A 25290-nucleotide genomic window follows, 5' to 3' on the forward strand; every position below is an offset into this window, starting at 1 on the left:
ATGTGCACAGGAAGTGAAATGGAATGACCGAAGACCAATTGGAACAGGAAACTCTCGGCTGGTTGGCAGAGGTGGGCTATATCCACTTGTATGGGCCAGATATTGCCTATGACGCCGAAAGCCCTGAGCGTGACAACTACCGTCATGTGGTCTTGATCGAGCGCTTGCGCAGCGCCATGGCCAAGCTCAACCCAAAGGTACCGCTGGTCGCGCGTGAAGATGCGCTCAAGCAGGTGCTCGAACTTTCCCTGCCTGTACAGCTATCGGCCAATCGCCTGTTCCATCGTCTATTGGTCAGCGGTGTACCGGTGCAGTATCAGAAAGACGGCGAAACACGCGGTGATTTTGTCCGCCTTATCGACTGGGTCGAGGTTAAAGCCAACGATTGGCTGGCCATCAATCAGTTCAGCATTCAGGGGCCGAAACACACCCGGCGGCCGGACATCATCCTGTTCGTCAACGGTCTGCCGTTGGTGCTGCTGGAACTGAAGAATCCAGCGGATATTAAGGCTGACCTGGGCAAAGCCTTTGACCAGATCCAGACCTACAAGGAACAGATCCCGGATCTGTTTCAGTACAACGAAATCCTGGTGATCGCTGATGGCAGCGAAGCGCGCATGGGCTCCTTGTCAGCTGATGCCGAACGCTTCATGAACTGGCGCACCATCGATGGCCAGGCTGTCGACCCGCTGGGTCAGTTCAACGAACTAGAGACCTTGGTGCGCGGTGCCTTGGCACCGAACATGCTGCTCGATTACCTGCGCTACTTCGTGCTATTCGAGGATGACGGACGGCTGGTGAAGAAAATTGCCGGCTATCACCAGTTTCACGCCGTGCGCGCTGCCATCCAGCAGGTGGTCAGCGCCTCGCGTCCCGGTGGCACGCATAAAGGCGGGGTGGTTTGGCATACCCAGGGTTCTGGCAAGAGCATCACCATGACTTGTTTTGCCGCGCGAGTGATGCAGGAAGCGGCAATGGAAAACCCGACCATTGTGGTTATCACTGACCGTAACGACCTGGATGGCCAGTTGTTCGGGGTGTTCTCGCTGTCCCAGGATCTGCTGCGCGAACAGCCCGTCCAAGTGGAGTCCCGGGGTGACTTGCGCAGCAAGTTGGCCAATCGGCCCAGTGGCGGCATCGTCTTTGCCACCATTCAGAAGTTTATGCCGGGAGTAGATGAAGACACCTTTCCGGTGCTGTCCGACCGCTCGAACATCGTGGTTATTGCCGACGAAGCCCACCGTACCCAGTATGGTTTTGGCGCCGAACTGAAGGCCTCGGAGGGAGCTCAGCCCGGAGAGGGTCAGACCCGTTATCAGGTTGGTTATGCCCAACACCTGCGCGACGCACTGCCGAACGCTACATTTGTGGCTTTTACCGGCACCCCAGTGTCCAGCGAAGATCGCGATACCCGCTCAGTCTTCGGTGAATACATTCACGTCTATGACATGCAGCAGGCGACTGAAGATGGTGCCACTGTCGCCATTTATTATGAGTCGCGCTTGGCCAAACTGTCGTTGAAGGACAATGAGCTTCCCGCGATTGACGATCAGGTGGATGAACTGGCCGAAGACGAAGAAGACGACCAGCAGTCGCGCCTGAAAAGCCGCTGGGCTGCCTTGGAAAAAGTGGTCGGTGCAGAACCACGCGTTCATAGCGTCGCCGCTGACCTGGTCAAACATTTCGAGGAACGTAACCAGGGCATGGTGAGCGTGGGTCAGATGCCCGGCAAAGCCATGGTCGTGGCCATGAGCCGCGAGATTTGCTTGCATCTCTACAACGAGATTGTTGCCCTGCGTCCGGAATGGCACGATGAAGATCCGGAGAAAGGTGCGATCAAAGTGATCATGACCGGTAGTGCCTCAGACAAGGCTTTGCTGCGTCCGCACATCTATTCCGGCCAGCTCAAAAAACGCTTGGAAAAACGTTTCAAGGATCCACTCGATCCGCTCAAGCTGGTGATCGTCCGTGACATGTGGTTGACCGGTTTCGATGCGCCGTGCGTCCACACCTTGTACGTCGACAAACCCATGAAGGGTCATAACCTGATGCAGGCCATCGCTCGGGTCAACCGCGTATTCAAGGATAAGCAGGGCGGGCTGGTGGTGGACTACATCGGCATAGCCAATGAGCTAAAAGCCGCACTCAAAGAATACACCGGCAGCAAGGGCAAGGGCCGGCCCACCGTAGACGCTCATGAGGCCTATTCGGTGCTGGAGGAAAAACTCGACGTCCTGCGCAGCCTGTTGCATGGCTTCGACTGCAGCGATTTCCTCACTGGCGGACACAAGCTGCTTGCCGGAGCTGCCAACCATATCTTGGGCTTGGAAGATGGCAAGAAGCGTTTTGCCGATAACGCGCTGGCCATGAGTAAGGCATTCACCCTTTGCTGCACGCTGGATGAAGTCAAGGCCGTTCGCGAGGAGGTGGCCTTCTTCCAGGCCATCAAGGTGATCCTGATCAAGCGTGAAGTCAGCCAGCAGAAAAAGACTGACGAAGAGCGCGAGTTGGCAATCCGCCAGATCATTGGTAATGCCGTGGTCTCCGGCGAGGTAGTGGACATCTTTGAAGCCGTAGGCCTGGATAAGCCCAACATCGGCCTGCTCGACGACGCGTTTCTCGCTGAGGTACGCAACCTGCCCGAGAAGAACCTGGCGGTCGAGCTGCTGGAGCGTTTGCTCGAAGGCGAGATCAAGAGTCGCTACAGCACCAACCTTGCTCAGGAAAAGAAGTTTTCCGAGCTCCTAGCTAATGTGATCAAACGCTACCAGAACCGCTCTATCGAAACGGCCCAAGTCATCGAAGAGCTGATCGAGATGGCTAAGAAGTTCGCAGCTGCGAGTCAGCGTGGTGACGCGTTGGGACTTAACGATGACGAGCTGGCGTTCTACGACGCATTGGCCAATAACGAAGCCTCTGTACGCGAACTGGGCGATGAGATTCTCGCTAAAATTGCCCATGAGCTGACTGCCAGCTTAAGGGCTAACGTCAGTGTCGACTGGAGTAGCCGGGAAAGTGTGCGGGCCAAACTTCGAATATTGGTGCGTCGGATCCTGCGAAAATACAAATACCCGCCGGATCAGGCCGAGGAAGCCGCACAGCTGATACTCAACCAAGCCGAAACCCTTTGCGAGGCATGGCTATAAACGATTGTGGACGGGAAACCCGGTTACGTGGCACGTCAGCCAAGGCGGTTAACACTCCTAGGTGCCAGGCGCTTTCCGCCATGATCCTCCTTCAAGTGACTGTGTTGGGCTTTCCATAGAGCGAGTAAACATGCAGCAGCAAGTTTCAGAGTTGGCTTACAGCGGTGATTGGAGTGGCCTGTTGTCCATAGTTGAGGCGCAGCCTGACCTCGTGAATTTCTCGAAACAACCCAAGGGTTACACGCCGCTTCACCAAGCGGCGTGGCATGGCGCTCCCTTGCCAGTCATACACAGGCTGTTGGTATTGGGGGCCGATCCATCAATCACCACGGCGAGTAGATTCCAGACACCTCAGGAAATCTCGCTAGAAAAGCACCCGACGCGCTTAGATTTGCATTACCTACTAAGCGTCCCGAAGCCATCTCTGTCTAGGGCGGTGAGAAAGGTTGTCAGCGATACGCCAAGTTTGTTCGGAGCCTACGATGGAAATCAATTTGTCTTCAACAGGATCGTTGAGTCGCTCGTGATCGAGCCACGCTTTGCCTCTGTCCGTGACCTACAAGAGCGATTTAACATACTTGTCGCTGCTATCAGCGGATTAAGTACATCAGGTGTCACGGAACGTGAATTTGATCTCTCGGAATACTTCTGTATGCAAACCAATAGTGATTTTTGGGGGCGCACGCTGACACCTCTGGTACATGACGCTTTGCGACGTCAGGCGACTTACCCGCTGGAGCGCATCTGGGCCAGCGTAGCGCATTTATTCGAACCAGCTCCGGAACAGTGGGGGTTGCGGGGTGATCTTTTTCTGTGGGTCGAACTGCGCCAGGCGCTCTGTCACGTCCCTGTGCCGGAAAAAAAGGGCGCGCTGGAGCAGGTGATACGCTCCGCTTATGAGGCATTGGTTGGCCAGTCAATGGACAGTAGTGCCGAGGTTTACGTCCCCCGTCTGGCAAGAGGGGGTATGAGCAGCGGAATGGTATCTTCTGAGTTTTGGAGAAGCACCTTTATCCCGCTGATTGAACGCAGAGGATCATGGTTGATTTCGGCATGGGGCGAGTAGTGTTGAGGCGCTCAACGCTCGCCATCCCGGTGCGGTAACCCAGCCCTCCAGTCCATGGATAACTATCGCATAGGGAGTATCGACGATGGCATTAAAAGCATTCCGTGGCAGGCCTTTCGAGCATACCCACGAGAACCGGGCCTTCAACGACCCTTTTGACGGGCTGCAACAGCATTGCATAGCCACTGAGCAGAACTGGTACCTCCTAGGCGGTCGCCCAGATAGCTATTGATCACGCCGAGAATGCCAGTGCCTGATGGCAGTCTTCTGTCGCGCAGGCAGGGAAACCGATTGACCAAAATCGTCGTTCATCGTTAACTGTATGTTCATACAGTATCTGCGAATTCTGCATCATGGTCACGATCCTCGGCCCATTGGCCTCCTGCGGCGTTCATCTCCCGCTCTATTCCTACCGAGTGCCTGCGGGCTTTCCGTCACCCGCCGCCGACCACCTTGAGCAGAAGATCTCACTCGACGAGCTGTTGGATCTCCGAGCGCCACACATGTACCTCGTGCGGATTGAAGGGGACAGCATGATCGGCGCGGGGATCTTCTGTGGTGACATTGCAATCGTGAACCGGGCGCTGGAAGCTGAGCCTGGCCACATCGTGATCGCCGCTGTCGATTCGGAGCCTGTGTGCAAACGCCTAGCGAAAGAGCATGGCCAGATTGTGCTGAAGTCTGAGAATTCGAAGTATCCATCGCGGTACATCCTTGAGGGAGAGGAACTCCAGGTATGGGGCGTCGTGACCTTCAGCGTGCGCAGCCATGAAAAGCAATCATGAGCCCGTCTTTGCGCTGATCGACTGCAACAGCTTCTATGCAAGCTGTGAGCGGGTGTTCCGACCAGACCTTCGCCATACCCCAATCGTAGTCCTCAGCAACAACGATGGGTGTGTCATAGCCCGGTCGGCAGACGCCAAGCCCCATGTGAAAATGGGGGCACCTTACTTCCAAATCCGAGACGTTCTGCGCCGCGAGGGCATCAAGGCCTTTTCCTCGAATTACGCGCTCTATGGCGACATGAGCCAACGCGTGATGAGCGTCATCGAGTCGTTGGTGCCGGCAGTTGAGGTCTACAGCATCGATGAGGCATTCGCTGATTTGACTGGCGTTCAAGGCGACCTTGAGCGCCTTGGTAGAGTAATCCGATCCTCGGTCTATCGCCACACTGGTATTCCGGTAGGTGTAGGCATCGCGGGTACCAAAACGCTGAGCAAACTCGCAAACCACGCGGCAAAGAAGTGGCAAGCCCAGAGCGGTGGCGTCGTTGATCTTCGAGACAAGGTGAAACGGGAATGGGTGCTGAAGAAGTGCCCGGCCAGTGATGTATGGGGTGTTGGCCGCAAGATGACAGCTCATCTGGAGGGCATGGGTATCAGGACAGCTTGGGATCTAGCTCATGCGGATGCTTGGATGCTCAGGAAGAAGTTCAGCGTGGTCATCGAGAAGACAGCTCGAGAGCTTGCAGGCACGCCCTGCTTGGAGCTTGATGAACCCGACCCACCCAAGCAAGAGATCTGCTGCAGCCGAATGTTCGGCAAGCGTCTGACTGAGTTGGCGCCAATCCGGGAAGCCGTGGCCACGTACATGATGCGCGCCACAGAAAAACTCCGCGCTCAGAAATCACTCTGCAAGAAGATCCGGGTGAGCATCCGGACGGGCATGTTCAATCCAGAGGAAGCCAAGTACGCCAATGGCGTCATCGTCGAGCTTCCGTACCCAACTGATGACGTTCGTTTGATGACAAAGGCCGCTGTTGAAGCGGTGGGCCATGTCTTCCGAGACGGTTTCAAATACAGCAAAGCTGAGGTGCTGTTGCTAGGCCTGTGCCAGAAAGGCGAGTACACCGATGACCTGTTTGCCGCTTCACAGCCGGTTGCGACGGAAAAGGTCATGGGTGTCTTGGATGCTATTAACGGACGATGGGGTCGCGGCACTGTGAGGTTGGCCAGCGTACCGGTGGATCCGGACTGGGGGATGCGTCGGGAGATGATGAGCCAGAGCTTTACGACGCGCGTGGATCAGCTTTGGACGGTTTACTGCAAATAGCTGGCTGAATAGATTTAACCACCGAGTTCATGAACGAGCCCCATGAAAGACTGGACACCGTTCCCTCTTAAGATAAGGGATAGGCAAACGGGTAGTCATGGCGGCCAGCGCGTTCATTCAACGCGCGCCGCACCCAGAGCCAGAGCGCATTCCCTGCGGTGAAACACCAGAATGCGATCACCTGCCGAGGCGCTCGGACTGATCCCATGAACCTCGCGGCAAGTACGGTGATCGCCATAGCCAGCCATCGTAGAAATTCGATGATCGACATGGGATTCCTTCAGCGAGATTGATTGACCATCAGGACGTCAGATGCGGGTATAAACCGATCATCCAACCGGTAAGTCAGAGCCCCGCCATGTCACCTCCGAAATTCCAAAACGCTCCGCCATTGGCTTTGACGTCTTTCGTGTTTTGTCTCGAGAGTTGCGCGGTATGTGCCCGAACCCCGCATCGCAGCTGGCCCAGTGCCACGCCTCTGTGTTATCCATTTTCTCTGCACGGATTACGAAGCTTTTGGCTTCACCATGAATGAGGTAGTCGACTGTGTAGATCTGGCTGTTCATTTGTGGCTACCCTGGGAGCTTGGCTGAGGTAACAGATTTCCACTGCCAGAAATAATTCAGTTGGCGTTGCTGGATGAGAAGCACCTCAGACCATCCTACTCCCGCGAACTCGATCCGTTACGTCTCTACACGTCGCTTACACCTTTATGCGAACAGGTAGAACGAGGATGGAGCGGCTGGATACCTTTATTCACCTGGACGTGAACTGCAAGGTTCGGCTTTATGTGGCGCGGCGAACACCTCGACCGTGCCCTCTGGGGTACCATAGCAACTTGGATCGATTTTCGCCCGACTCAGCCAGACACTGTAAACTACTATGTTCTGTGAAGAATTAGCTCTGCGTGCCGATCACACAGGCTTGCCTTTGGGATTGGCCGAGGGTGTTCATGGCTGTTGGCGCGCAGAACGAAAGGATCTTTGTGATAGCCAAGACACCGCTATGGGGGAATTGCACTTCTAGTTCTGTTCCGGCTATGTCCAGACGTTGACCGACGCCCATATCATTGACGAGCCGTCCAGCCTCCTGCTCAAAGGTCAGTTGCGGGACATTTGGTTCGAACAGGTAGGTAAATTTCCAAGAAGACCGTGAGGGCTGCGGGTGTTGTCGCAGTCATGGTCTACACCTCTGACGCCCAGGAGGGCCTGTGTCGTTACCCATAACTGCTCGCCAACTCAATGCTTTGCGAGCCTTGCATCGCGCTAATCCGGATTTGGGTGATTTGGCTAGTGCCGTTGCCTTGGCGTTTGATGCCTCGAAAATCGACAATCCGGAGCTAGCAAGGCTAATCCTAGAGAAGACCTGCCGCCGTATTGTTGCTGGGCAAGACGGTAGTCATGAGGTGATGATTCAGCATCTGGAACATTTCGGTAGCCTTGAATGCCTTTCGCCTCAGCAGGTCACCGAGTTCTCAGCACGCATCCGAAGCCTGGCTTGATCCGAACAGGATCACCGACGGCATGATGCGAAATCACCCGCCACGGCGGGTTTTTTATTGCCCGGGATTTCGCTGCCGAATGACTAGCCTGTAGTTACCCAGTCTGCTCACTGACTCGCAGTCCGCGTCCATAAAAATCCATTGACTGCGTAATCCGGATGAACTGATAGCCCCGCTAGGAGCTCATTTCAATAAGCCGCTTGGCTATATCACATTCAGAGGAGAGCGACATGGACAACTATCACATCACCAAAACCGACACTGGTTGGGAGCTGAAAAAAGAAGGAGCCACCCGAGCTTCCAAAACAGCATCCACCAAAGCTGACATCACCGCTGTTGCAGCTGAATTTCTGGATGGGAAGACGGCGTCTCTCAAAATCCACAAAGAGGACGGGAGGATCCAGGAGGAACGTACCTATCCTAGAAGTGCAGACCCCCAAAAAACCAAGGGCTGATGCCTGTGGCCATACGGGCGGCTCACCCCGGTCAGCCGCTTTGATCATACTCTCAGCCGGACAGACATAGCGACCTGCATGACTGGCACCGATCTACTCGAATGACTTCTCTACGCTCGCTACCCAGGGAGCGAAGAAGATGAGGTACGCGTGATCGTTCATGAAGACTGAAAAAAATACTGCCGTAAGACGTGAGTTGATGACGCCGGGAACTTGATCGCGCTACTGCGTGGCGCTAATTCGTGCAGTGAATCAACGTCGGCAATGTTGGTTATGGCCCATCTGGATGAAATAGCGATGGCTGTGAAAACCATCAATGAGGATGGCAAGCTTCAGGTCGTCGCACTGGGCGGCATCAATTCGGTCAACTTTGGCATGTGCCCTGTAGAAATCATGGGTGACGGAGATTCTCGACCCGGTGTGCTGGCCTTTGGAAGCATGCACCTGGCCGGCCAGTCCCGCCAAGGCAGCGATGTCCAAAGCGGTAATGTCCATTGGGAGGATGCCCACGTCGTGACACGGCAGCGTGCAGGCTACTCTCCTTAGGTGGGATTATTGGTTGATTTTGCTTCCGACGCGAGCGCGATTTTGAGCACCGGAGCCCTTGTCCAGACCGGCTGTATAGCAATTCCACCGAAAATACCCACGGCTACGAGATCATTCTGAATGGCGGGAATCAATGCCTGCGCGCGATCCAATGTCGAGTTCCCGCAGACCAAGTAGCCATGCTTCAACTGCCGCTCTGGCAGGTCTGCTAGAGGCGCGGGGTTTCACTCCTTCATTAGAAGTTGGGCTCATCCGGTCTGACGAACGAGTCTCACCAGTTGCTCAACCGACCATGGCTTCTGCAGGAAGGCGATGCGCTCTGGTAGGCCGCCAGCGATCTCTGAGCCATAGCCTGAGATCAATAAGATAGGCACCGCTGGCCATCGTTGATTGGCCATCAGCGCAAGTTCTCGTCCATCCAGCTGACCGGGAAGGGTGTAGTCGGTGACGATGAGCGTTGGAGCTTGACTGGCCTGGAGCAGGTGAATCAACGCATCATCAGCGGTGATGAAAGCCTTGCAGTCGCCGCCAAGCTCGGTGAAAACCTCCAGCAGAAGACTTCGCATCAAATCATCATCTTCGATTATGACTACAGGCCCGTTGAGTAAACCCAAGTCGTCAGGATCACTGACCATTCGCAAATTCCATGTAGAGTTCCTACCAAACTGCTCAATGCTCCGACTTCAGAGCTTGAATGATAAATGCTTCGAGCGGAAGTCGCCGGGGGCTCCAAGTCTGCTTTATGACCCTGGGTGGCGTTACAATTCGCCAGTCTCGCGGTTTGAAGCGGATCTCCACACCCTTGATCCATGTCGGATGAACACTAAAGCTTTTGCAAATCGTCCTGCTGTATGCTGGCAATCGGCCTGCATTTTCGCCATTTTGTGGAACGGCTACGCCGCGCATGCGGTCAGAGCATCGGATGGAGGCTGAGAAGTGGCACAAAGCCCGGGTAATGTCCTCCCGAGCGATCTGTGGTGTAAGCCTCAGTCATTTCCGTCAAACTTTGCACGCCGTCGCGAGAGTTAAGTGCCCTACCCATGACTCATCTCCCAGAACACCGCCACGCGGAGACACCGAACCAGCCAGAATTGGCTGCCAACGCGGCGACAGAGCGGTTACAGCTGGCTCTCGACGCAGGGGCAATCATTGGGACGTGGGTTTGGGATATCCCCAATGACCATTTTGTGGCCGACGAGCGCTTTGCACGCTCATTTGGGCTGTCATTTCAGGAGTGCCTGAGCGGGCTTCCTCTGCACAAAGTCACGGAATCTATACACCCAGACGACCGCGAGAGAGTTCAGGAGGCTATATACGAAGCAATGGCGCGAGGTGGGCCATACCGGTGTGATTATCGGGTAATGCAGCATGATGGTGTGTATCGCTGGATAGAGGCCAACGGGCGCGCGGAACTAGCGGAAGATGGCCAGGCGATTCGCTTCCCGGGCGTTCTGTTGGACATTCAAGCGCGTCGGGTGGCCGAAGCGGAACGTGATCGCGTCTCGGCGCTGCTCCAGACCTTTATAGCCGCTGTACCGGGTGTGGTGTATGCCAAAGATTTGGATGGGCGGATGTTGGTAGCTAATCAAGGCGCAACCGATCTGATAGGCAAGCCGCCTCTATTTTACTTGGGTAAGACCGACATCGAATTCCTCAACGATGGGGATCAAGCCAGGCTCGTCATGGAGAATGATCAGCGCATTATGCGTACAGGCATAAGCGAGCAGGTCGAGGAGCAGGTGGATATGCCTGACGGCACTGCCACTACTTGGCTCTCCGTGAAAGCTCCACTCCTTGATAAAGAGGGGCAGGTCATCGGTTTGATCGGATCTTCAGTAGATGTAACTGACCGGAAAAACGCCGAAATTGCGCTCAAGGACTTGAACCATACCCTTGAGGATCGAGTGGCCTTAGCGGTGAGGGAGCGCGAGGCGGCGGAAGCGGCGCTTCGGCAATCTCAAAAAATGGAAGCCGTAGGTCAATTGAGTGGTGGAGTCGCCCACGACTTCAACAATCTGCTTGCTGGGATTAGCGGAAGTCATGAGCTGATAAGGTTGCGGCTCAGTCAAGGGCGTTTGAGCGATGTCGAGCGTTACCTAGGGGTTGCTCAGAATGCCGCCCAGCGGGCGGCAGCGCTAACTCACCGCTTGCTTGCATTTTCTCGTCGGCAGACCCTTGCCCCTGTTCCTACTGATCTCAAGGCTTTGATCGGTGGCATGGAGGAGTTGGTCAGCCGATCCGTAGGGCCAGCTATCAATGTAAGGGCTCAGTTCGCGGCAGACTCATGGAGTGCGCTTGTTGACCCTGCGCAGTTTGAGAACGCTCTGGTAAACCTCTGCATCAATTCCCGTGACGCATTGCCAAGCGGCGGTAACATCACGATCCAGACGTCAAATATGCACAGTGACGCCCAAATGATTGCGGATCTAAATCTTGATTCAGGTGATTACGTCCTGATATCGGTCACCGACTCTGGGTTAGGGATGGCACCGGATATCGTCGCGAAGGCGTTTGAACCGTTCTTCACCACCAAACCATTGGGAGCGGGCACCGGCCTCGGATTGTCCATGGTTTACGGTTTCGCCAAGCAGTCGGGTGGGAGCGTCAAGATAGACTCGCAAGAAGGCAAAGGCACTACGGTCTCCCTCTATCTGCCCCGACATCACGCGGCGCCGAACTCGAGGGATGAAGCTTTCCCTCATACCCTTCATGGCAAAGCCGGTCAGACTATTTTAATCGTTGAAGATGAGCCATCCATTCGCATGCTCGTTACCGAGGTGCTCACCGGCCTGGGATATACCGTCCTCGAAGCAATCGATAGCAAAGCGGGTTTACTATTGCTGGAGTCTGACGTGCGCATCGATATGTTGGTTTCAGATGTAGGCCTTCCCGGGGGAATGAATGGCCGGCAAATGGCGGAGGTTGGGCGGAAGTGCCGACCCGGCTTGCCTGTTCTGTTCATAACCGGATACGCCCAGAGCAATGCACTGGAGAACAGCCATCTGGAGCCCTTCACCGAGGTTCTTACCAAGCCCTTTGCTTTAGAGGCGCTAACGTCCCGTGTGAACGTGTTGGTCAATAGACGGTGAGATGGTGGCTCTAAATCCACTTGACCTGTCAAACCTGTCTACCTCACGACCTTGGCGTCTGTTTCTATGTTCCAACGCCTAATGGATCAAGATGTTCACAAGGATGCAGTGCCCAGGTCTAGCAGTTGTGTAGATTGTGGTTGTGTTAACTTGTACATCTGCCTGGAAAATGTATAGGGCATCTGTGATGGACACCATCAAGCGTGATCCCCCGCCACCTTTCCTTTGGAACATGCCAAATGCAAGAAATGTCACCGGATGAAACGGTTCGGACAGCCCTGCAGATTTCTCCCAGCCGGCTTCGGAAACAGCACGAGCTGGTTGTTGAGTTCGGCGTCAGGTCTCTGAGGACGGATGACATTGAGGCGTTTTTACGGCAAGCATGTGCCGTTGTCGCTCAAGGGATGCACACCCGATTTGCAAAGATCCTCAGACCGCGCCCGGAAGGGGCTGATTTTCTCTTGGCCTATGGCGTAGGTTGGGATTTATCAGACATTGGTGTGGCCACGGTGGGTGCAGATGATAGCAGTCCTGCGGGTTATGCCTATGCGACTGAGCGCCCTGTTATTTCTAATCACTTGGGCCAGGAGCATCGATTCCGAACACCATCGCTTCTTGAGAAGTATGGGATCGAACGGGCCATCAATGTCCCTATTCGGGGTACCAGCACACCCTATGGGGTTCTGGAGGCCGACAGCAGCGACGGCGAAGACTTCATCGAGACTGATGTTGTGTTCATGGAAGGGATCGCCAATATCATTGCCATGGCAGTGGAACGTATAGCCATACAAGGGGACTCGCTGGGCCACAGTCTATATTCCGAGAGTATTCTTAACTCGAGTCCAGACTGCGTGAAAATCATGTCTGCCGACGGTGAGCTCGAGTTCTTCAACGAGAAGGGCCTGTGCCAAATGGAGATCGATAACCGTGATGAGGTTTACGGATTGCCATGGGTGCAGTTATGGCCAGAGGAATCAAAAGGCGCGGTCATCAACGCACTGCGCCAGGTATCAGCCGGGGAGTCTGTAAGGTTCGAGTCCTATTGCCCTACCGCAAAAGGCGAACCTCGGTGGTGGGACGTAACGGTGGCACCTATCTTTGGAACAGCCAATAAGGTTGAAAAAATCATCGCGGTATCCCGGGATATCACTGAACGCCACAAGCACGAGGCGCAGCTGGCATCGCTCATTGAATTGCAAAACAACAAGCTGAGTGCCACGGATCTGCATCTTGAGGAGATCCATCATCGAGTGAAGAACAGCCTGCATCTGGTTAATACCTTGCTGCTGCAGGCTAACCTTGCGCTGGAAGATGCGGTCAAATTTCAGCTTCAGACCGCTGCAGCCCGCGTGGTTACTATAGCCAACGTACACGAGCGGCTATATAAAAGCTCGAGCGCGCAAACCGTTGACGCAGTAGATTATCTTGAAGCATTGCTTTCTGATATCGGCAAAGCATTTGGTGAAAGAAGAATCGCGTTGAGCTTAGACTCTTTTAATCTATCGCCAGAACGTATGGCACCTCTCGGGCTAATCATTTCCGAGCTGATCACAAACTCTCTGAAGTATGGGAAGGGCACGATCACCGTCGCCGTAAAAAATGCAAATGATCACGCTCTGATCACCGTGTCCGATGAGGGAGATGGCTTCCCAGATTCCTACCCTAAAGCCAGCGGTACCGGATTGGGGATGAGGTTGGTCAAAAGTTACTCTGGCTATGGGAAGGACGCCGTTACGGTCGACAGATCGGTACAGACCAGCACAATCCACGTCCGCTTCAAGCTAGGCTGAAAGGGTGCCCCCGCTCAATCCATCGGTGGTAGCTATCCCGCCTCCAAGGTAGCGCTATTCGGCTCGGCCGTTTTGCCGTTCCACCTCTTTGACTTATGGTACGTATCGGCCTCACCCTCGACTAATCAATGCCCTCTGAACCTTGCGCACCATTTCTGTCATGCCGAATGGCTTGCGCATGAATACGACATCCGCGCTTATACTCATGCTCTGTAGATTCTCTAGACCCGACATGACAATGATGGGAATGGCCGGCCACGTCTTGATGGCATGGTTGGCCAGTTCTGCGCCATTGATGGCGCCTGGCATGTTGATATCAGTCAGTATCAGCGAAACGCCAGATGATGCCTGAACGAGATGTTTCAGAGCGTCATCGGCATTGGCTGTAGCCACGACATCAAATCCCTCGCCTTCCAGCACGTCGCATAGCAGATCATTGATCACCGCTTCGTCCTCGACAACCAGAATTGTCTGAACGGCGGGGTTTGGAGGGTGCGAGATAGAAGCCATAAGGAGTTCTCATATGCAAAAACTGCGTGATTCACACGCACATAATCTATTGAACCGATCCTCGACTGGTAATTCATAAAATAGTTGAGCCGTTCAGAAGATAAAAATCGGTAGCTCGCATGTAGTTAAGACGATGCGCCGCTAATCTGCTGCTATACCGCTTTTCATGTCTACCTAATCGTTGCGCACGTCGTCAAGATCGCCTCCGGGTTGACTGTGTTGAGGGAGCTGGGACACTGGTTTCCCTTAATCGGGGCTAGATAGCCACATTGTGGCCCAGCGCCAATGGATCCCGGCGAGCTGGCCATATCGAAATCTGGGGCGATTATTCGGAGCAACACGTCTGCCGCATAGCCCCCCTGCAAGTGGTCTTTTGCCTTTTTGGTGCTGCGCGATAGCATAATCGTACTCTGGCTGGCACGTTTTGCCTGAGCCGTGTGTCTACCTACCTTTCGCGCGCCAATCAGATTGCCCGGTGGCGCTCCCTATTGAAGGAAGGACTAATGCTTCAGAGCCAAGACTTCGAGCCGCATGATTCCAGTGCCAGGGTAGCCGCGCTCCATAGTTATGACATCCTAGACACCCCAAGGGAATCAGACTTCGATGATCTGGTAAGGCTTACTGCCAAGATCTGTGATGCGCCCATTTCGGTAGTCAACCTGATCGAGGCACACCGCCAGTGGTTCAAAGCGGAGGTAGGTCTGGGTATCAGGGAGACAGATATCGATGTCTCGATCTGCAAGCACGTACTTTTGCAGCCGGGTGTCACCGTCATTCGTGACCTGCGTGACGACCCCCGGACGTGCGAGAACCCGTTAGTCAATGCATCCGAGGGGTTGCGATTCTACGCGGGGTGCCTTCTGGAAACGCCGGAGGGTGTTGGCATCGGCACGTTGTGCATCCTGGATAAAAAACCGCGAGAGTTGACCGATGATCAAAGGCTCGCACTGCGCACACTGGCGGCTCAGGTGATGGCTCAGATGGAGCTTCGCAAATCACTGAAGCACAAGACCAGGCTCCTTCAACAGCAAGAAATGCTTCTGGCCGAAGTAAATCACCGAACTAAGAACAATCTTCATTTGATCGTGAGCTTGATTCAACTTCAAATTCGGCAGGTGGCAGACGAGGGCGCGCGTAGTGCATTGCTAGATACGGCGCGGCGAATCATGAGCGTGGCTGCCGTGCATGAAAAGCTGTACCATGGCGATAAAGTGGATGCTGTTGATTCAGCAGCCTATCTAAGTGAAGTCATTGCGGGAGTCAAGGCCACCTCCCCTAAGGGGGTGACATTCACTTCACGCCTTTCATCACTAATGCTGCCTATGGATACGGCCATTCCGTTGGCACTGATCTTGAACGAGTTGATCACTAACTCATTGAAGTATGCCTACCCTGGTACAACTGCGGGTGCCGTAGTAATCGAGTTCAAAGCATTGGATCGAGAGATCATTCTGACGGTGTCGGATGCCGGTTTGGGACTCCCAAAAGGATTCGAGGAGAGAAAGCACAGGTCATTAGGCATGAGGATCATTTCATCACTGGCCATGCAAATCGGGGCCACAGTGGAGTTTGCTAACTTGCGTCCTGGTGCTCAGTGCAAGGTGACGTTTGCTTCCCGTAGCTGCATACATCTAGAGCAAAAAAAATGAGAAACCCTGCATTAAGGATCACTATTCGGATAACATCTCACGTACACGTAGCTCCAATGCTTGAACTGGAAATGGCTTGGCCAACACGTCCATCCCGGGCTTGAGTAGCGAATGGCCGAGAGCAGCGCTTTCCGCATAACCTGTGATGTACAACGTTTTTAGGCCTGGTCTTAGTGCCGAGCCTATATCGGCCATTTGCCGTCCATTCATCCCGCCGGGTAAACCTACGTCCGTGATCAGCAAATCGAAGTGCATATCAGAGCTTAGGAGTTTTAGGCCCGCAGAGCTGTCAGCTGCCTCTATGACGGTATAGCCAAGCTCAATGAGAGAATCTGCGAGAAGCATCCGAACTGTGGGCTCATCGTCCACCAGCAGCACTGTTTCTGCTTTGCGTGTCATCTCTGATTTCGGAGATAACCCGACGGCTGAATCAGGCGTTATATCACCGTAGTGCCTTGGCAGGTACATGCACACCGAGGTGCCTTCGCCTATCTTCGAACGTATCCGGACTTGACCACCTGATTGCTGGGCAAAGCCAAAAATCATCGAGAGGCCAAGCCCCGTGCCCTCACCAATCGGCTTGGTGGTGAAAAACGGTTCGAATGCGCGGGCCATAACCTCGGGAGGCATGCCGGCGCCCGTATCCGTCACGCACATGCATAGGTAATCGCCTTCCGCGATCTCCAGTGTCTGGGAAGCCGCCGCGTCAACGCATTGATTTGACGTCTCTAGCGTGATCCTACCTCCACGTGGCATGGCATCGCGCGCATTAATGCACAGATTCAACAAAGCATTTTCCAACTGGCTGACATCCACAAATGCTGGCCATAAATCGTCGCCGCCTTTAGCTTCGATACGAATCCCGGGCCCGACAGTGCGTTGCACCAAATCGACCATTCCATAGAGAAGCGAGTTGACACATACAGGGCGCGGATCGAGAGTCTGCTGCCGGGAGAACGCGAGTAACCGATGGGTAAGCGAACTCGCGCGCTTCGAAGCACTTTGAGCGGCTGCCATGTATTTACCGACTTCGCTTATCCGTCCTTGCGAGATGCGGCGCTCCATCAGCTCCAACGCGCCAGAGATCCCCGCAAGCAGGTTATTGAAGTCGTGAGCGAGACCCCCAGTGAGTTGGCCAACGGCTTCCATCTTCTGAGCCTGGCGTAGCTTCCCTTCGGCGTGCATCAGCTCATCAGTGCGCGCCGAAACGCGTTCTTCCAACGTCTCATTCAGACTGATGAGTCTGGATTCCGTTTGGCGTTGACGCTCCTCGCTGATCAGCAACTTTCGACACATGGCCTCCAACTCGTGCTCGCGCGTGCGTAGCGTCTCCTCATCGCTGACACGTTCTAAGAGGTCAGCCGCCTGCCGAGCTAGGATGTCGAGTAGCCTGAGGTCGCGCTCCGATGGGTGATGGGGAAAGCTCCAATGGGTCGAGATCATGCCCAAAAGCTGGCCGTCCCGTGCCAGCAATGGGGTTGTCTGCGCGGAGCGTATGCCTGCACGACGAAAAGCCATCAAGTCTTCGGTGCCAGCAATTTCAGGCCATTGTTCAAAATCGGGTATGAGCGCACGCTTACCGAATTTCAACGCTTGGGTGCAGCTGCTCAGGGCCTTGGGATTAACCCATTGCCAAAATCCCACAGCTTCAGACGGCAATCCACGAGAGCATAGGAGTTTGAGCTCACCACCATGGCCCGAGCTATGGTCGTCAGGACAAAGCAACTGCATCGTGCCAAATTGGGAGCCGGTGATAGCCACTGCTGCTTCTACAATCTTTCCGTAGAGCGTCTCGCGATCATGTTCTGCTATGAGGGCAACACTGATGCTGTGCAGCAGTTCTATATCGGATACGTGGTTGGTCGCAATCAAGGGGGGGGCGCTAGCTGGCGTCTCTATCGGGACTGCACTCGGGCTCGGCATGGTATCTCCATGTACTGAAGTCGAACTTACGCCATGGCAGGGTATGCCGGCGGGCGTCGCTTTGGTCGATCAAACCCAGACCTTGGATGAGATCCAAGCCGAGAAATATCAGGCGAAGGCAACACTACAGCCTTCCCCCAGCTGGATACGGACATCCAATGCTAACCGCACGGAATTGGCTCTGCTACTGGAATTGCATAGCATCTGTAGCTGGTCGGTACCGCTCATCGCCAAACCGGGGCTTCAGTCCCCCAACGTATGATTGATCACTAAACCTCAGAGGCCTATCAAAGCCTAACTGCCAAGGCACGCCTGCAAAAAAAACACCGATCTCACGCGAGTGTCAAGGCTTAGCGACGAAGATTGGCGCGCAGTAAACGGCTTGCTCCAGAGGATAGGATGACAGGAATATGTGGCCATCGCCTATCGGCCATGTTCACTAGCTCAACCCCATTCAGACCTCCAGGCATGTGGATATCTGAGAAAGTGAGATCAATCTTTCCTTGGTGGTTTTGGAGATGCCGCGAGGCGTCGTTAGCTGTTTCCACCGGGACGACATTGAAGTGCTCAGTCTCAAGTATGTAGTAGATAAGCCCTGCGTCGACAATCTTTACCGCTATGGCCAGGAGCTTACATCAAGTGTCGTAGAACCGGCCTTTACCAGCAACCGCTACACCTTTAAATTTGGATCACCAACCGCAGATGAAGGATGCCTGTGGGGGTTATGGAAGACCGACCAGGCCCGGATAGCCGCCGACAAGAAGTTGGAATGGTATTGGTATGTAAAAACAACCCGCTTAGGCGGGTTTTTTCGTTTTTGCCCCGCGCGGGGGATTTGCCGATACCGAGCGGAAACCCACCTACTTAGCGACCACAGCCCAGACGCTGTCGGAAGCCGCCAGGCTGCTGCGCAGGACTCTGCTGTAATGCGGTGTGCTTGTAATCAGATGGCAGCGTTCTTGCTATATCACAGATAGCACTACAGGCGATCAGATGCCTCAGCGGCATTGAATACCCGAGTAATACCCTAACGTTCTTCACGTTTTTCTACGCTGGGAGGCGGCGCGTGATGGCTTATACGGTTTGCTATAGCAGGAAGATGAGGCGATACGTCAGCACCGTGGAGGTAGATCATTTGACCCCAGATGCAGCATTGCGTTACGTGCTGCTCAGGTTTGGAGCAGTCTCGGAATCCGAAGCTCAGGGCTGGCCAGCGGATTATGGCGAAATCGTTAAGATCGCCGAAGCTCGAGGTATCACCAACGTGGTATGCCATCGTGCATTGAACGCGAAGCGCGCTACCTGAAGTTTTTGCCGAGTGGCGCGCATCCGAATAGAGTCTCTGGAGCGTGATCCCCACAAAAAGCCCGGGCTCATCCATGCGAGATTCCGGGCTTGGAGGGGCAGGATTAGGGCAGTGGATTGCCGCCGGTGACACCAAATACTTCTGCCGTGATGTAGCTGGATTCCTGAGTTGCCAAGAACACATAAATAGACGCGCATTCTGCCGGCTGCCCTGGGCGGCCCATGGGCGTTTCAGAACCGAATTCCGGAATTTTGTCCTGCGGCTGCCCGCCACTCGATTGTAGTGGCGTCCAGAATGGCCCTGGCGCTACGGCATTCACTCGGATCCCTTTGCTGATGACCTGTTTTGCTAACGCCTTGGTGAAAGCGACGATGGCAGATTTGGTCGGTGCATAATCCACCAGCATCGCGGACGGCTGATACGCCTGGATCGACGCGGTATTGATAATCGTCGCGCCCGCCGGTAGGTGCGGTAAGGCCGCTTTGCATAGCCAGAACAAGGCGTAGACATTGGTCTTGAAAGTTGCGTCGAACTGTTTGGTGGTGAGTTCTTGAATGTCCTCGACAGCCGTCTGCTTGCCGGCAACGTTGACCAGTACATCCAGACCGCCCAGCGCTTCCAAGGTCTTGGTGATGAGAGATTTGCAGAATTCCTCATCCTTCAGGTCACCCGGCACGGTGATAGCTTTACGACCTTCCGCTTCAATCAATTTTACCACCTCCTGCGCGTCGGACTCTTCCTCCGGCAGGTAGTTGAGTACGATATCCGCACCTTCTCGGGCGTAAGCAATGGCGGCAGCGCGGCCGATGCCAGAGTCGGCGCCGGTGATCAGTGCTTTGCGCCCGACCATGCGCCCTAGGCCTTTGTAGCTGGTTTCACCGTGGTCGGCGGCTGGCTGCATCTTGTGCACGGTGCCAGGAGCAGACTGCGGCTGCTTCGGAAATTCCGGTCGAGGATATTGGGTCAGGGGGTTCTGCATAGTGAATTGGTTTTCGGTAGCCATCCGGACTTACCCTCGCTTGAACTATGAAAAAAGCTGCGCGTTCTGCGCAGTTTCAAACCGACGTAAAAATTGAGAGGCCGTCGAAGGGCAACGTTCCATTTTTCTATAGCTTTGCTTTCTGGCAGCCGATTTGGAGTGATTTGTAGAACGAAGTGGGCGTGCACGGAGTCGTTAGCTGAATGGATTAGGGTTCTGCGAGCGCTCGGATGATCTGAGAGCTGCCACGATCATTGGAGTTGTATGGATAAGTCCCAAGGTGTTCTCCGCCAATCAGGCATTCCCCGGCGCGACCAGCAAGGTTATTTGCCTCTCGAAGCTTACGCGGCTTTGGGAGACGGACGATCCGTAGCGCTGACGGGCTGGGACGGTTCCATCGACTGGTGGTGTGTTCCCAACATGGATTCGCCTCCCTTGTTCGACCGACTCCTTTCTCCTAATGAAGGTGGCTTTTTTTCCATTACTCCGACCGCTGACTACAGGGTGGAACGTCGATACATGCCTGACAGCAATGTCTTCGAATCGGTCTTTATCACCGATAGTGGCGAGGCGAGTTTGGTCGAGTCGCTCAATAGCGGCCCTGCGGGGCGGCTGCCCTGGGCTGAGCTTGCAAGGCGATTAGAAGGGCGTGAGGGGGACGTTGAATTCAAGATCGACATTCGCTTCGGCACTCGGGCCGGCACCGTGCGCCCTTATCTTTCGAGCTCGGGCAATGGACGAGTCTTCCATGTAGATCGCGTGCTGGGCATGTTCCTCCATGGCGACGCCATCCATATTGAACATGAGGATGATTTGGGCGTTAGTGCGACTGTTCGCATAACCCAAGGGCAGAGAGAGGTGCTTGCGATTATCGCAGGCCAGGACGAGCCGCTGGTAAGGCCTTCACTTGCGCTTATTGATCAGCGTATCGATGGCTCTGATCGGGAGTGGTGCCAATGGACAAAGGGTTTGGTCTATGAGGGGCCACACAGAGAGCGGGTGGCTCGCAGCGCTCTGACCTTGAAACTGCTCTTGTCTTCGTCGAGCGGCTCGATCATGGCTGCCGCGACCACGTCGTTACCGGAGCGTATCGGTGGTGATAAAAACTACGACTACCGGTTTGCCTGGATGCGTGACGCGGGCTACACCATTGGCGCGTTCCTGAGCATTGGTGCCCAGCCGGAAGCCAAAGCGGCATTCACCTGGCTCATCAACCGCCTTGGTGAGCATGGCCCTCATGTCTGCTACACCCTGGATGGGGGGTTGGCGTCCGTATCGAAATTCATTGAGTTGCCCGGCTATAAACACTCTCCGGTGCGTATTGGGAACGACGCCGCAGAACAGTTTCAACATGGGGTATACGGAGATATTTTTGAAACTGCGCGATTGTTCGTGAGCACGGGCAATATCCTGGATTCACGTAGCGCCATGATTCTGTCGAAGCTTGCGGATGTTTGCGCCGATGGCTGGCAGCAGAAGGATTGCGGAATGTGGGAGCTTCCAGAAAAGCAGCACTACACAATGTCCAAGATCAGCTGCTGGCAAGCGCTGAGCCGGGCCGTGGAGTTGGCCAACGATGGACACCTTCCAACCACCTGCTGCGACCGATGGGATAGAGAGCGTGGACGAATTTTGGAGTGGATCGATCAGCACTGCTGGAGCAAGTCTCGCCAAGCCTACATGTTCTATCCTGGTAGCGACGGATTGGATGCATCCATAGCATTGGCCGTCCGTTTCGGCCTTCCCCGCCCGGAGCGCCTGCGCGCCACCCTGAAGGCATTGGATGCGGAGCTTAAGAATGGGGCATTCCACTATCGCTATACTGGCGTAGATCAAGAAGAGGGATGTTTCCTCGCATGTACCTTTTGGATAGCGGAAGCGTTGGCGCTGTCAGGGCAAGCGTCGAAGGGGCAGGAAATGTTCCTGGAGGCCGTGGCCGGTTTGGATCGAGGCGTAGGGATCTATTCAGAAATGGTTGACCCCCAAGACGGCAGCTATCTTGGAAATCTACCTCAGGGCCTCACCCATTTAGCCTTGCTAGGTGCAGCAACCACATTGTTTAGTTGCGACAAACAAACGTTGTAGCCCGTTGCCGTCGGTCGACCGCGCAAGCGTTAAACGGGCTTCTACAGCATCGGTTCACCGTCAGTTACGCCCAGCCGCGATCCAGATACATAACTGGACTCATCAGAGGCGAAGAGCACATGAATCGGGGCGACCTCCACCGGTTGCCCCGGCCGTTTGAGCGGAGTCTGAGATCCGAAGATTTGACCTCGTCGCTCGACAGGGTGGGGACGATCATCGGTATCCAGGAGGGCCCCGTGCCACGTTGTTCATGGGAATCCCATTTTCATCGAGCAGTTGGGCCAATCCGGCAGTGGAATTGGCCATGGCGCCTTTGCTAGTGCTGTAGGCCAGCACCGACGGCGTCGGGATATCTGAATCGACCGATTCCGCTATTGGCACCGGTGATCAATGCCATTTCTCTACCCGGCGGGCCACTCCCGACGTAGCTCTCTTCGCCACAGCCGGGAACAGAGTGCATCTTTTGCTGGCCGCCAGGGCAAGTGGCGGTTGGTCGTCACACGGAGGGAGTGGATAAGTTTTCATGATCGCGTTCCTGCATATGAATGGTGCTACATAGGGTTCCGATTGAGCTTATTGACGAGCGATTCAAGATTTTTCGGCAAGGGCTTATCCCCCTCGCCTCATCGGCGATGGCACAAAAGATACAGCCCATTCGTCCGTTCCCATTTGATATTCCTTGAACGAAGATCATGGCTTCCCGGACTGATATTGCGTCACAACGCGAAATATTCATGCCCCGCCAGGAGAACGAAATGAAAGCAATCGTCTATAACGGCCCTCGTGACGTCAGCATTCAAAATGTCCCGGACGCGAGAATCGAGAAACCTACTGACGCTGTTGTGCGCGTCACCACGACGAACATATGCGGCTCGGATTTGCATATGTACGAAGGGCGCACCTCATTCGAGACTGGCCGAGTGTTCGGCCACGAGAATCTGGGAGAAGTGATCGCGGTTGGAGCTGGAGTTGATCGGGTCAAGATAGGTGATCGGGTCTGCCTGCCATTCAATATTGGCTGTGGCTTCTGCGAGAACTGTGAAAAAGGTCTTACTGGGTTTTGCTTGACGGCCAATCCTGGCAGCGCTGGTGCCGCCTATGGCTTTGCGGAGATGGGCCCCTATCAGGGTGGCCAAGCTGAGTTGCTGCGTGTCCCCTATGCCGACTTTAACTGCCTCGTACTCCCCGAAGATGCCCAGGAAAAGGAAGATGACTACGTCATGCTTTCCGACATTTTTCCAACAGGGTGGCATGCCACTGAGTTGGCCGGGTTACTCCCTGGCGAAAGTATTGCCATCTACGGCGCTGGCCCAGTTGGCTTGATGGCTGCTCATTCGGCCATGATCAAGGGCGCGTCCCAGGTGTTTGTAGTGGATAACCACCCGGATCGATTGGCGCTCGCCGCAAAGCTAGGAGCCACCCCAATCAACTTCCTCGAACAGGAAGCGGTTGATCAAATTCTCAACCTTACGCACGGCAAGGGCACTGACCGTGGCTGTGAATGCGTGGGTTATCAGTGCTGCGATAACCATGGCCATGAGGCCAACCACCTCACGATGAACAACCTTGTTGCTTCGACCAAGGCAACGGGTGGCATTGGCGCCGTCGGAGTTTTCGTACCGCAGGATCCTGGTGCCAAAAACGAGCTCGCGAAGGAAGGCAAGATGGCATTCGACTTCGGCGCGTTTTGGTTTAAAGGGCAGCAGTTGCGCACCGGCCAAGCCAATGTAAAAGCCTATAACCGCCGCCTAGCCGAGCTTATTCACCACGGGCGTGCATCCCCTTCGCAGATCATTTCTCACAGTCTAAAACTTGAGCAAGGCCCTGAAGCCTACAAGCATTTCGACGCACGTGATGAAGGATGGACAAAGGTCATCCTCAAACCTGCTGCATGATTTCTTTCGGAAGGATCGGCCGGAAAGGAGGGTTCTTAACGGCGGATTTTTCCACGATTATTTGGAGCTACACATGATCAAATCTAACAACAAAATGCTGTTGCTTGCCTCCGCTGTTGCTGCCGTCGTCTTGCTGGCCGGGTGTGCACGAGACCCTGAAAAGCATTCTGTCTCCGAGCTCGCTGTGAGCGGGACTAAAAGCATGTTCCGCACTGATTCGGACATGCAGAAGGTGCTGAACAAATATGCAAGTTTTGATGCCAAGGCTGTAGAAAAAACGACGCCTACTGAGGCGCGGCTTCAGCCGACGATTGCCGATGCTGTGAAGGGAGTTTTGGCAGATCAGAAAAGAGACAGCGTGCCGACCGTACTCGTGCCTGGTGTTACTACCCGCGATACCACTGTGCCCGGGGCAGCGGGTTCTTTACCCGCTACGGTATACACCCCCGAGGGGGCGGGCCCGTTCCCAGTCATTCTCTATTTTCACGGTGGTGGCTGGGTGTTCGCGGATCGCAAGGTTTACGACGGCGGCGCGCGCGGGTTATCCAAAGAGGCCAATGCCATCGTTGTATCTGTGGATTACCGCCTGGCGCCAGAGAACAAATTCCCTGCGGCGCACGATGACGCAGTGGCCGCCTATCGTTGGTTGACGAGTAATGCCGGGGCACTGAATGGCGATCCAAAGCGTCTTGCCTTGGCTGGTGAAAGCGCCGGGGGCAACCTTGCGGTCGCTACTGCCGTAGCCGTCCACAAGGCTGGACTAACCGCGCCTAAACACGTCCTCGCTGTGTATCCGGTAGCCCAGTCCAGTACCGAAACCGAGTCCTATCTCAAGTATGCTGATGCGATTCCTCTGAATCGTCCGATGATGTTGTGGTTTATTGCCCACGTGACGAAAAGTCCTGCAGACGCCAAGGATCCCCGTATAGACCTGGTGCATGCGGATCTCAAGGGCCTACCGCCAGTGACCATCATCAACGCGGAAATTGATCCGTTACGTGATGACGGGGCGCAGCTGGAGCTAGCTCTGCGTGGGGCGGGCGACAGCGTTGAGCGAAAAGTTTATAGCGGTGTGACGCATGAGTTTTTCGGCACTGCTGCGGTGGTTCAAAAGGCTGAAGAAGCACAGACCTATGCAGGTGAACGCATCAAGGCCGATCTGGCGAAATAGAGTTCTAATGGGCGCTTTGTCGAATGGCTCAGCTATACGCGCTGAGCCTTTCGCCTCCAATGTCAGCCTGCGTACCAATTGAACTCAGCATGTCCAGTCTCTCTGGAACAGTTGCGCGATACCCCCC

Annotated in this window: 20 protein-coding genes and 1 pseudogene; 13 read left to right on the top strand and 8 right to left on the bottom strand. The window is 54.8% G+C overall.

Annotation, left to right across the window (positions count from 1 at the left end; all coding sequences use genetic code 11):
- Positions 1-23: 23 nt before the first annotated feature.
- The 4 genes from AC3WJP_RS13030 to umuC all read left to right on the top strand — a co-directional run bounded on the left by AC3WJP_RS13030 (position 24) and on the right by umuC (position 6264).
- Positions 24-3146, top strand: a complete 3123-nt coding sequence (locus AC3WJP_RS13030) for a type I restriction endonuclease subunit R (protein WP_493721723.1) — start codon at positions 24-26, stop codon at positions 3144-3146.
- Positions 3147-3276: 130 nt separating this feature from the next.
- On the top strand, positions 3277-4212 hold the full coding sequence (locus AC3WJP_RS13035) for an ankyrin repeat domain-containing protein (protein ID WP_493721724.1): 936 nt from the start codon (positions 3277-3279) through the stop codon (positions 4210-4212).
- Between the two features lie 353 nt (positions 4213-4565).
- Positions 4566-4997 carry a LexA family protein gene (locus tag AC3WJP_RS13040; protein WP_493721725.1) on the top strand — a complete coding sequence of 144 codons (432 nt, stop codon included), beginning with the start codon at positions 4566-4568 and terminating at the stop codon, positions 4995-4997.
- A complete protein-coding gene (umuC, locus tag AC3WJP_RS13045; protein ID WP_493721726.1) occupies positions 4981-6264 on the top strand; it encodes a translesion error-prone DNA polymerase V subunit UmuC in 1284 nt (427 codons plus the stop codon). Before AC3WJP_RS13040 ends, umuC begins: the two co-directional genes overlap by 17 nt.
- A gap of 67 nt (positions 6265-6331) precedes the next feature.
- Here umuC and AC3WJP_RS13050 read toward each other — a convergent pair whose 3' ends face one another.
- Both AC3WJP_RS13050 and AC3WJP_RS13055 read right to left on the bottom strand, forming a co-directional pair.
- Positions 6332-6535 carry a hypothetical protein gene (locus AC3WJP_RS13050; protein ID WP_493721727.1) on the bottom strand — a complete coding sequence of 68 codons (204 nt, stop codon included), beginning with the start codon at positions 6533-6535 and terminating at the stop codon, positions 6332-6334.
- A gap of 58 nt (positions 6536-6593) precedes the next feature.
- Entirely contained in the window at positions 6594-6830 is a 237-nt protein-coding gene (locus AC3WJP_RS13055) for a DUF6555 family protein (RefSeq protein WP_493721728.1), read from the bottom strand.
- A gap of 644 nt (positions 6831-7474) precedes the next feature.
- Here AC3WJP_RS13055 and AC3WJP_RS13060 point away from each other — a divergent pair.
- The 3 genes from AC3WJP_RS13060 to AC3WJP_RS13070 all read left to right on the top strand — a co-directional run bounded on the left by AC3WJP_RS13060 (position 7475) and on the right by AC3WJP_RS13070 (position 8766).
- On the top strand, positions 7475-7765 hold the full coding sequence (locus AC3WJP_RS13060; RefSeq protein WP_493721729.1) for a hypothetical protein: 291 nt from the start codon (positions 7475-7477) through the stop codon (positions 7763-7765).
- A 230-nt stretch (positions 7766-7995) separates the two neighbouring features.
- Complete coding sequence (locus AC3WJP_RS13065; protein ID WP_493721730.1) at positions 7996-8220, top strand: DUF2188 domain-containing protein; 225 nt, start codon at positions 7996-7998, stop codon at positions 8218-8220.
- Between the two features lie 264 nt (positions 8221-8484).
- Positions 8485-8766 carry a hypothetical protein gene (locus tag AC3WJP_RS13070; protein WP_493721801.1) on the top strand — a complete coding sequence of 94 codons (282 nt, stop codon included), beginning with the start codon at positions 8485-8487 and terminating at the stop codon, positions 8764-8766.
- A gap of 248 nt (positions 8767-9014) precedes the next feature.
- Here the strand turns inward: AC3WJP_RS13070 and AC3WJP_RS13075 are convergent, their stop codons facing one another.
- Positions 9015-9401, bottom strand: coding sequence for a response regulator (locus AC3WJP_RS13075; RefSeq protein ID WP_493721731.1), 387 nt, complete (start codon positions 9399-9401; stop codon positions 9015-9017).
- Between the two features lie 405 nt (positions 9402-9806).
- Here AC3WJP_RS13075 and AC3WJP_RS13080 point away from each other — a divergent pair, with 405 nt between their 5' ends.
- Positions 9807-11855 (top strand): hybrid sensor histidine kinase/response regulator, encoded by a 2049-nt coding sequence (locus AC3WJP_RS13080; RefSeq protein WP_493721732.1) that lies wholly within the window; start codon positions 9807-9809, stop codon positions 11853-11855.
- Positions 11856-12094: 239 nt separating this feature from the next.
- The gene (locus AC3WJP_RS13085) at positions 12095-13645 is read left to right on the top strand and encodes a sensor histidine kinase (RefSeq protein ID WP_493721733.1); all 1551 of its coding nucleotides are present in this window, start codon (positions 12095-12097) and stop codon (positions 13643-13645) included.
- A 111-nt stretch (positions 13646-13756) separates the two neighbouring features.
- Here AC3WJP_RS13085 and AC3WJP_RS13090 read toward each other — a convergent pair whose 3' ends face one another.
- The gene (locus tag AC3WJP_RS13090) at positions 13757-14155 is read right to left on the bottom strand and encodes a response regulator (protein ID WP_493721734.1); all 399 of its coding nucleotides are present in this window, start codon (positions 14153-14155) and stop codon (positions 13757-13759) included.
- A 503-nt stretch (positions 14156-14658) separates the two neighbouring features.
- Here AC3WJP_RS13090 and AC3WJP_RS13095 point away from each other — a divergent pair.
- Positions 14659-15804, top strand: coding sequence for a sensor histidine kinase (locus AC3WJP_RS13095; protein ID WP_493721735.1), 1146 nt, complete (start codon positions 14659-14661; stop codon positions 15802-15804).
- A 21-nt stretch (positions 15805-15825) separates the two neighbouring features.
- Here AC3WJP_RS13095 and AC3WJP_RS13100 read toward each other — a convergent pair whose 3' ends face one another.
- From AC3WJP_RS13100 to AC3WJP_RS13110, 3 genes are all read right to left on the bottom strand, one after another.
- Entirely contained in the window at positions 15826-17727 is a 1902-nt protein-coding gene (locus AC3WJP_RS13100) for a GAF domain-containing hybrid sensor histidine kinase/response regulator (RefSeq protein ID WP_493721736.1), read from the bottom strand.
- Positions 17728-18077: 350 nt separating this feature from the next.
- On the bottom strand, positions 18078-18353 hold the full coding sequence (locus AC3WJP_RS13105) for a response regulator (protein ID WP_493721802.1): 276 nt from the start codon (positions 18351-18353) through the stop codon (positions 18078-18080).
- 783 nt (positions 18354-19136) lie between these two features.
- Positions 19137-20036: an SDR family oxidoreductase gene (locus AC3WJP_RS13110; RefSeq protein WP_493721737.1), complete on the bottom strand. Its 900-nt coding sequence runs from the start codon at positions 20034-20036 to the stop codon at positions 19137-19139.
- A 303-nt stretch (positions 20037-20339) separates the two neighbouring features.
- Between AC3WJP_RS13110 and AC3WJP_RS13115 the strand changes: the two genes are divergently transcribed.
- Entirely contained in the window at positions 20340-22097 is a 1758-nt protein-coding gene (locus AC3WJP_RS13115; RefSeq protein ID WP_493721803.1) for a glycoside hydrolase family 15 protein, read from the top strand.
- Positions 22098-22138: 41 nt separating this feature from the next.
- Here AC3WJP_RS13115 and AC3WJP_RS13120 read toward each other — a convergent pair.
- Positions 22139-22463, bottom strand: a pseudogene (locus AC3WJP_RS13120) (SDR family oxidoreductase); the annotation flags it as partial.
- A 389-nt stretch (positions 22464-22852) separates the two neighbouring features.
- Between AC3WJP_RS13120 and AC3WJP_RS13125 the strand changes: the two are divergent.
- Both AC3WJP_RS13125 and AC3WJP_RS13130 read left to right on the top strand, forming a co-directional pair.
- Complete coding sequence (locus AC3WJP_RS13125) at positions 22853-23992, top strand: glutathione-independent formaldehyde dehydrogenase (protein WP_493721738.1); 1140 nt, start codon at positions 22853-22855, stop codon at positions 23990-23992.
- 73 nt (positions 23993-24065) lie between these two features.
- The gene (locus AC3WJP_RS13130) at positions 24066-25163 is read left to right on the top strand and encodes an alpha/beta hydrolase (protein ID WP_493721739.1); all 1098 of its coding nucleotides are present in this window, start codon (positions 24066-24068) and stop codon (positions 25161-25163) included.
- The last annotated feature ends 127 nt before the right edge of the window (positions 25164-25290 follow it).

It is taken from the genome of Pseudomonas sp. GW821-FHT01A09, assembly GCF_058986725.1.

What these genes read in the sequence shown, in the direction of transcription:
- AC3WJP_RS13125 (WP_493721738.1), top strand. Translation starts at nt 22,853, where the DNA reads ATGAAAGCAATCGTCTATAACGGCCCTCGTGACGTCAGCATTCAAAAT.
- AC3WJP_RS13090 (WP_493721734.1), bottom strand. Translation starts at nt 14,155, where the DNA reads ATGGCTTCTATCTCGCACCCTCCAAACCCCGCCGTTCAGACAATTCTG.
- AC3WJP_RS13095 (WP_493721735.1), top strand. Translation starts at nt 14,659, where the DNA reads ATGCTTCAGAGCCAAGACTTCGAGCCGCATGATTCCAGTGCCAGGGTA.
- AC3WJP_RS13065 (WP_493721730.1), top strand. Translation starts at nt 7,996, where the DNA reads ATGGACAACTATCACATCACCAAAACCGACACTGGTTGGGAGCTGAAA.
- AC3WJP_RS13080 (WP_493721732.1), top strand. Translation starts at nt 9,807, where the DNA reads ATGACTCATCTCCCAGAACACCGCCACGCGGAGACACCGAACCAGCCA.
- AC3WJP_RS13050 (WP_493721727.1), bottom strand. Translation starts at nt 6,535, where the DNA reads ATGTCGATCATCGAATTTCTACGATGGCTGGCTATGGCGATCACCGTA.
- AC3WJP_RS13035 (WP_493721724.1), top strand. Translation starts at nt 3,277, where the DNA reads ATGCAGCAGCAAGTTTCAGAGTTGGCTTACAGCGGTGATTGGAGTGGC.
- AC3WJP_RS13040 (WP_493721725.1), top strand. Translation starts at nt 4,566, where the DNA reads ATGGTCACGATCCTCGGCCCATTGGCCTCCTGCGGCGTTCATCTCCCG.
- AC3WJP_RS13085 (WP_493721733.1), top strand. Translation starts at nt 12,095, where the DNA reads ATGCAAGAAATGTCACCGGATGAAACGGTTCGGACAGCCCTGCAGATT.
- AC3WJP_RS13100 (WP_493721736.1), bottom strand. Translation starts at nt 17,727, where the DNA reads ATGCCGAGCCCGAGTGCAGTCCCGATAGAGACGCCAGCTAGCGCCCCC.
- AC3WJP_RS13030 (WP_493721723.1), top strand. Translation starts at nt 24, where the DNA reads ATGACCGAAGACCAATTGGAACAGGAAACTCTCGGCTGGTTGGCAGAG.
- AC3WJP_RS13070 (WP_493721801.1), top strand. Translation starts at nt 8,485, where the DNA reads ATGTTGGTTATGGCCCATCTGGATGAAATAGCGATGGCTGTGAAAACC.
- AC3WJP_RS13110 (WP_493721737.1), bottom strand. Translation starts at nt 20,036, where the DNA reads ATGGCTACCGAAAACCAATTCACTATGCAGAACCCCCTGACCCAATAT.
- AC3WJP_RS13130 (WP_493721739.1), top strand. Translation starts at nt 24,066, where the DNA reads ATGATCAAATCTAACAACAAAATGCTGTTGCTTGCCTCCGCTGTTGCT.
- AC3WJP_RS13075 (WP_493721731.1), bottom strand. Translation starts at nt 9,401, where the DNA reads ATGGTCAGTGATCCTGACGACTTGGGTTTACTCAACGGGCCTGTAGTC.
- umuC (WP_493721726.1), top strand. Translation starts at nt 4,981, where the DNA reads ATGAAAAGCAATCATGAGCCCGTCTTTGCGCTGATCGACTGCAACAGC.
- AC3WJP_RS13055 (WP_493721728.1), bottom strand. Translation starts at nt 6,830, where the DNA reads ATGAACAGCCAGATCTACACAGTCGACTACCTCATTCATGGTGAAGCC.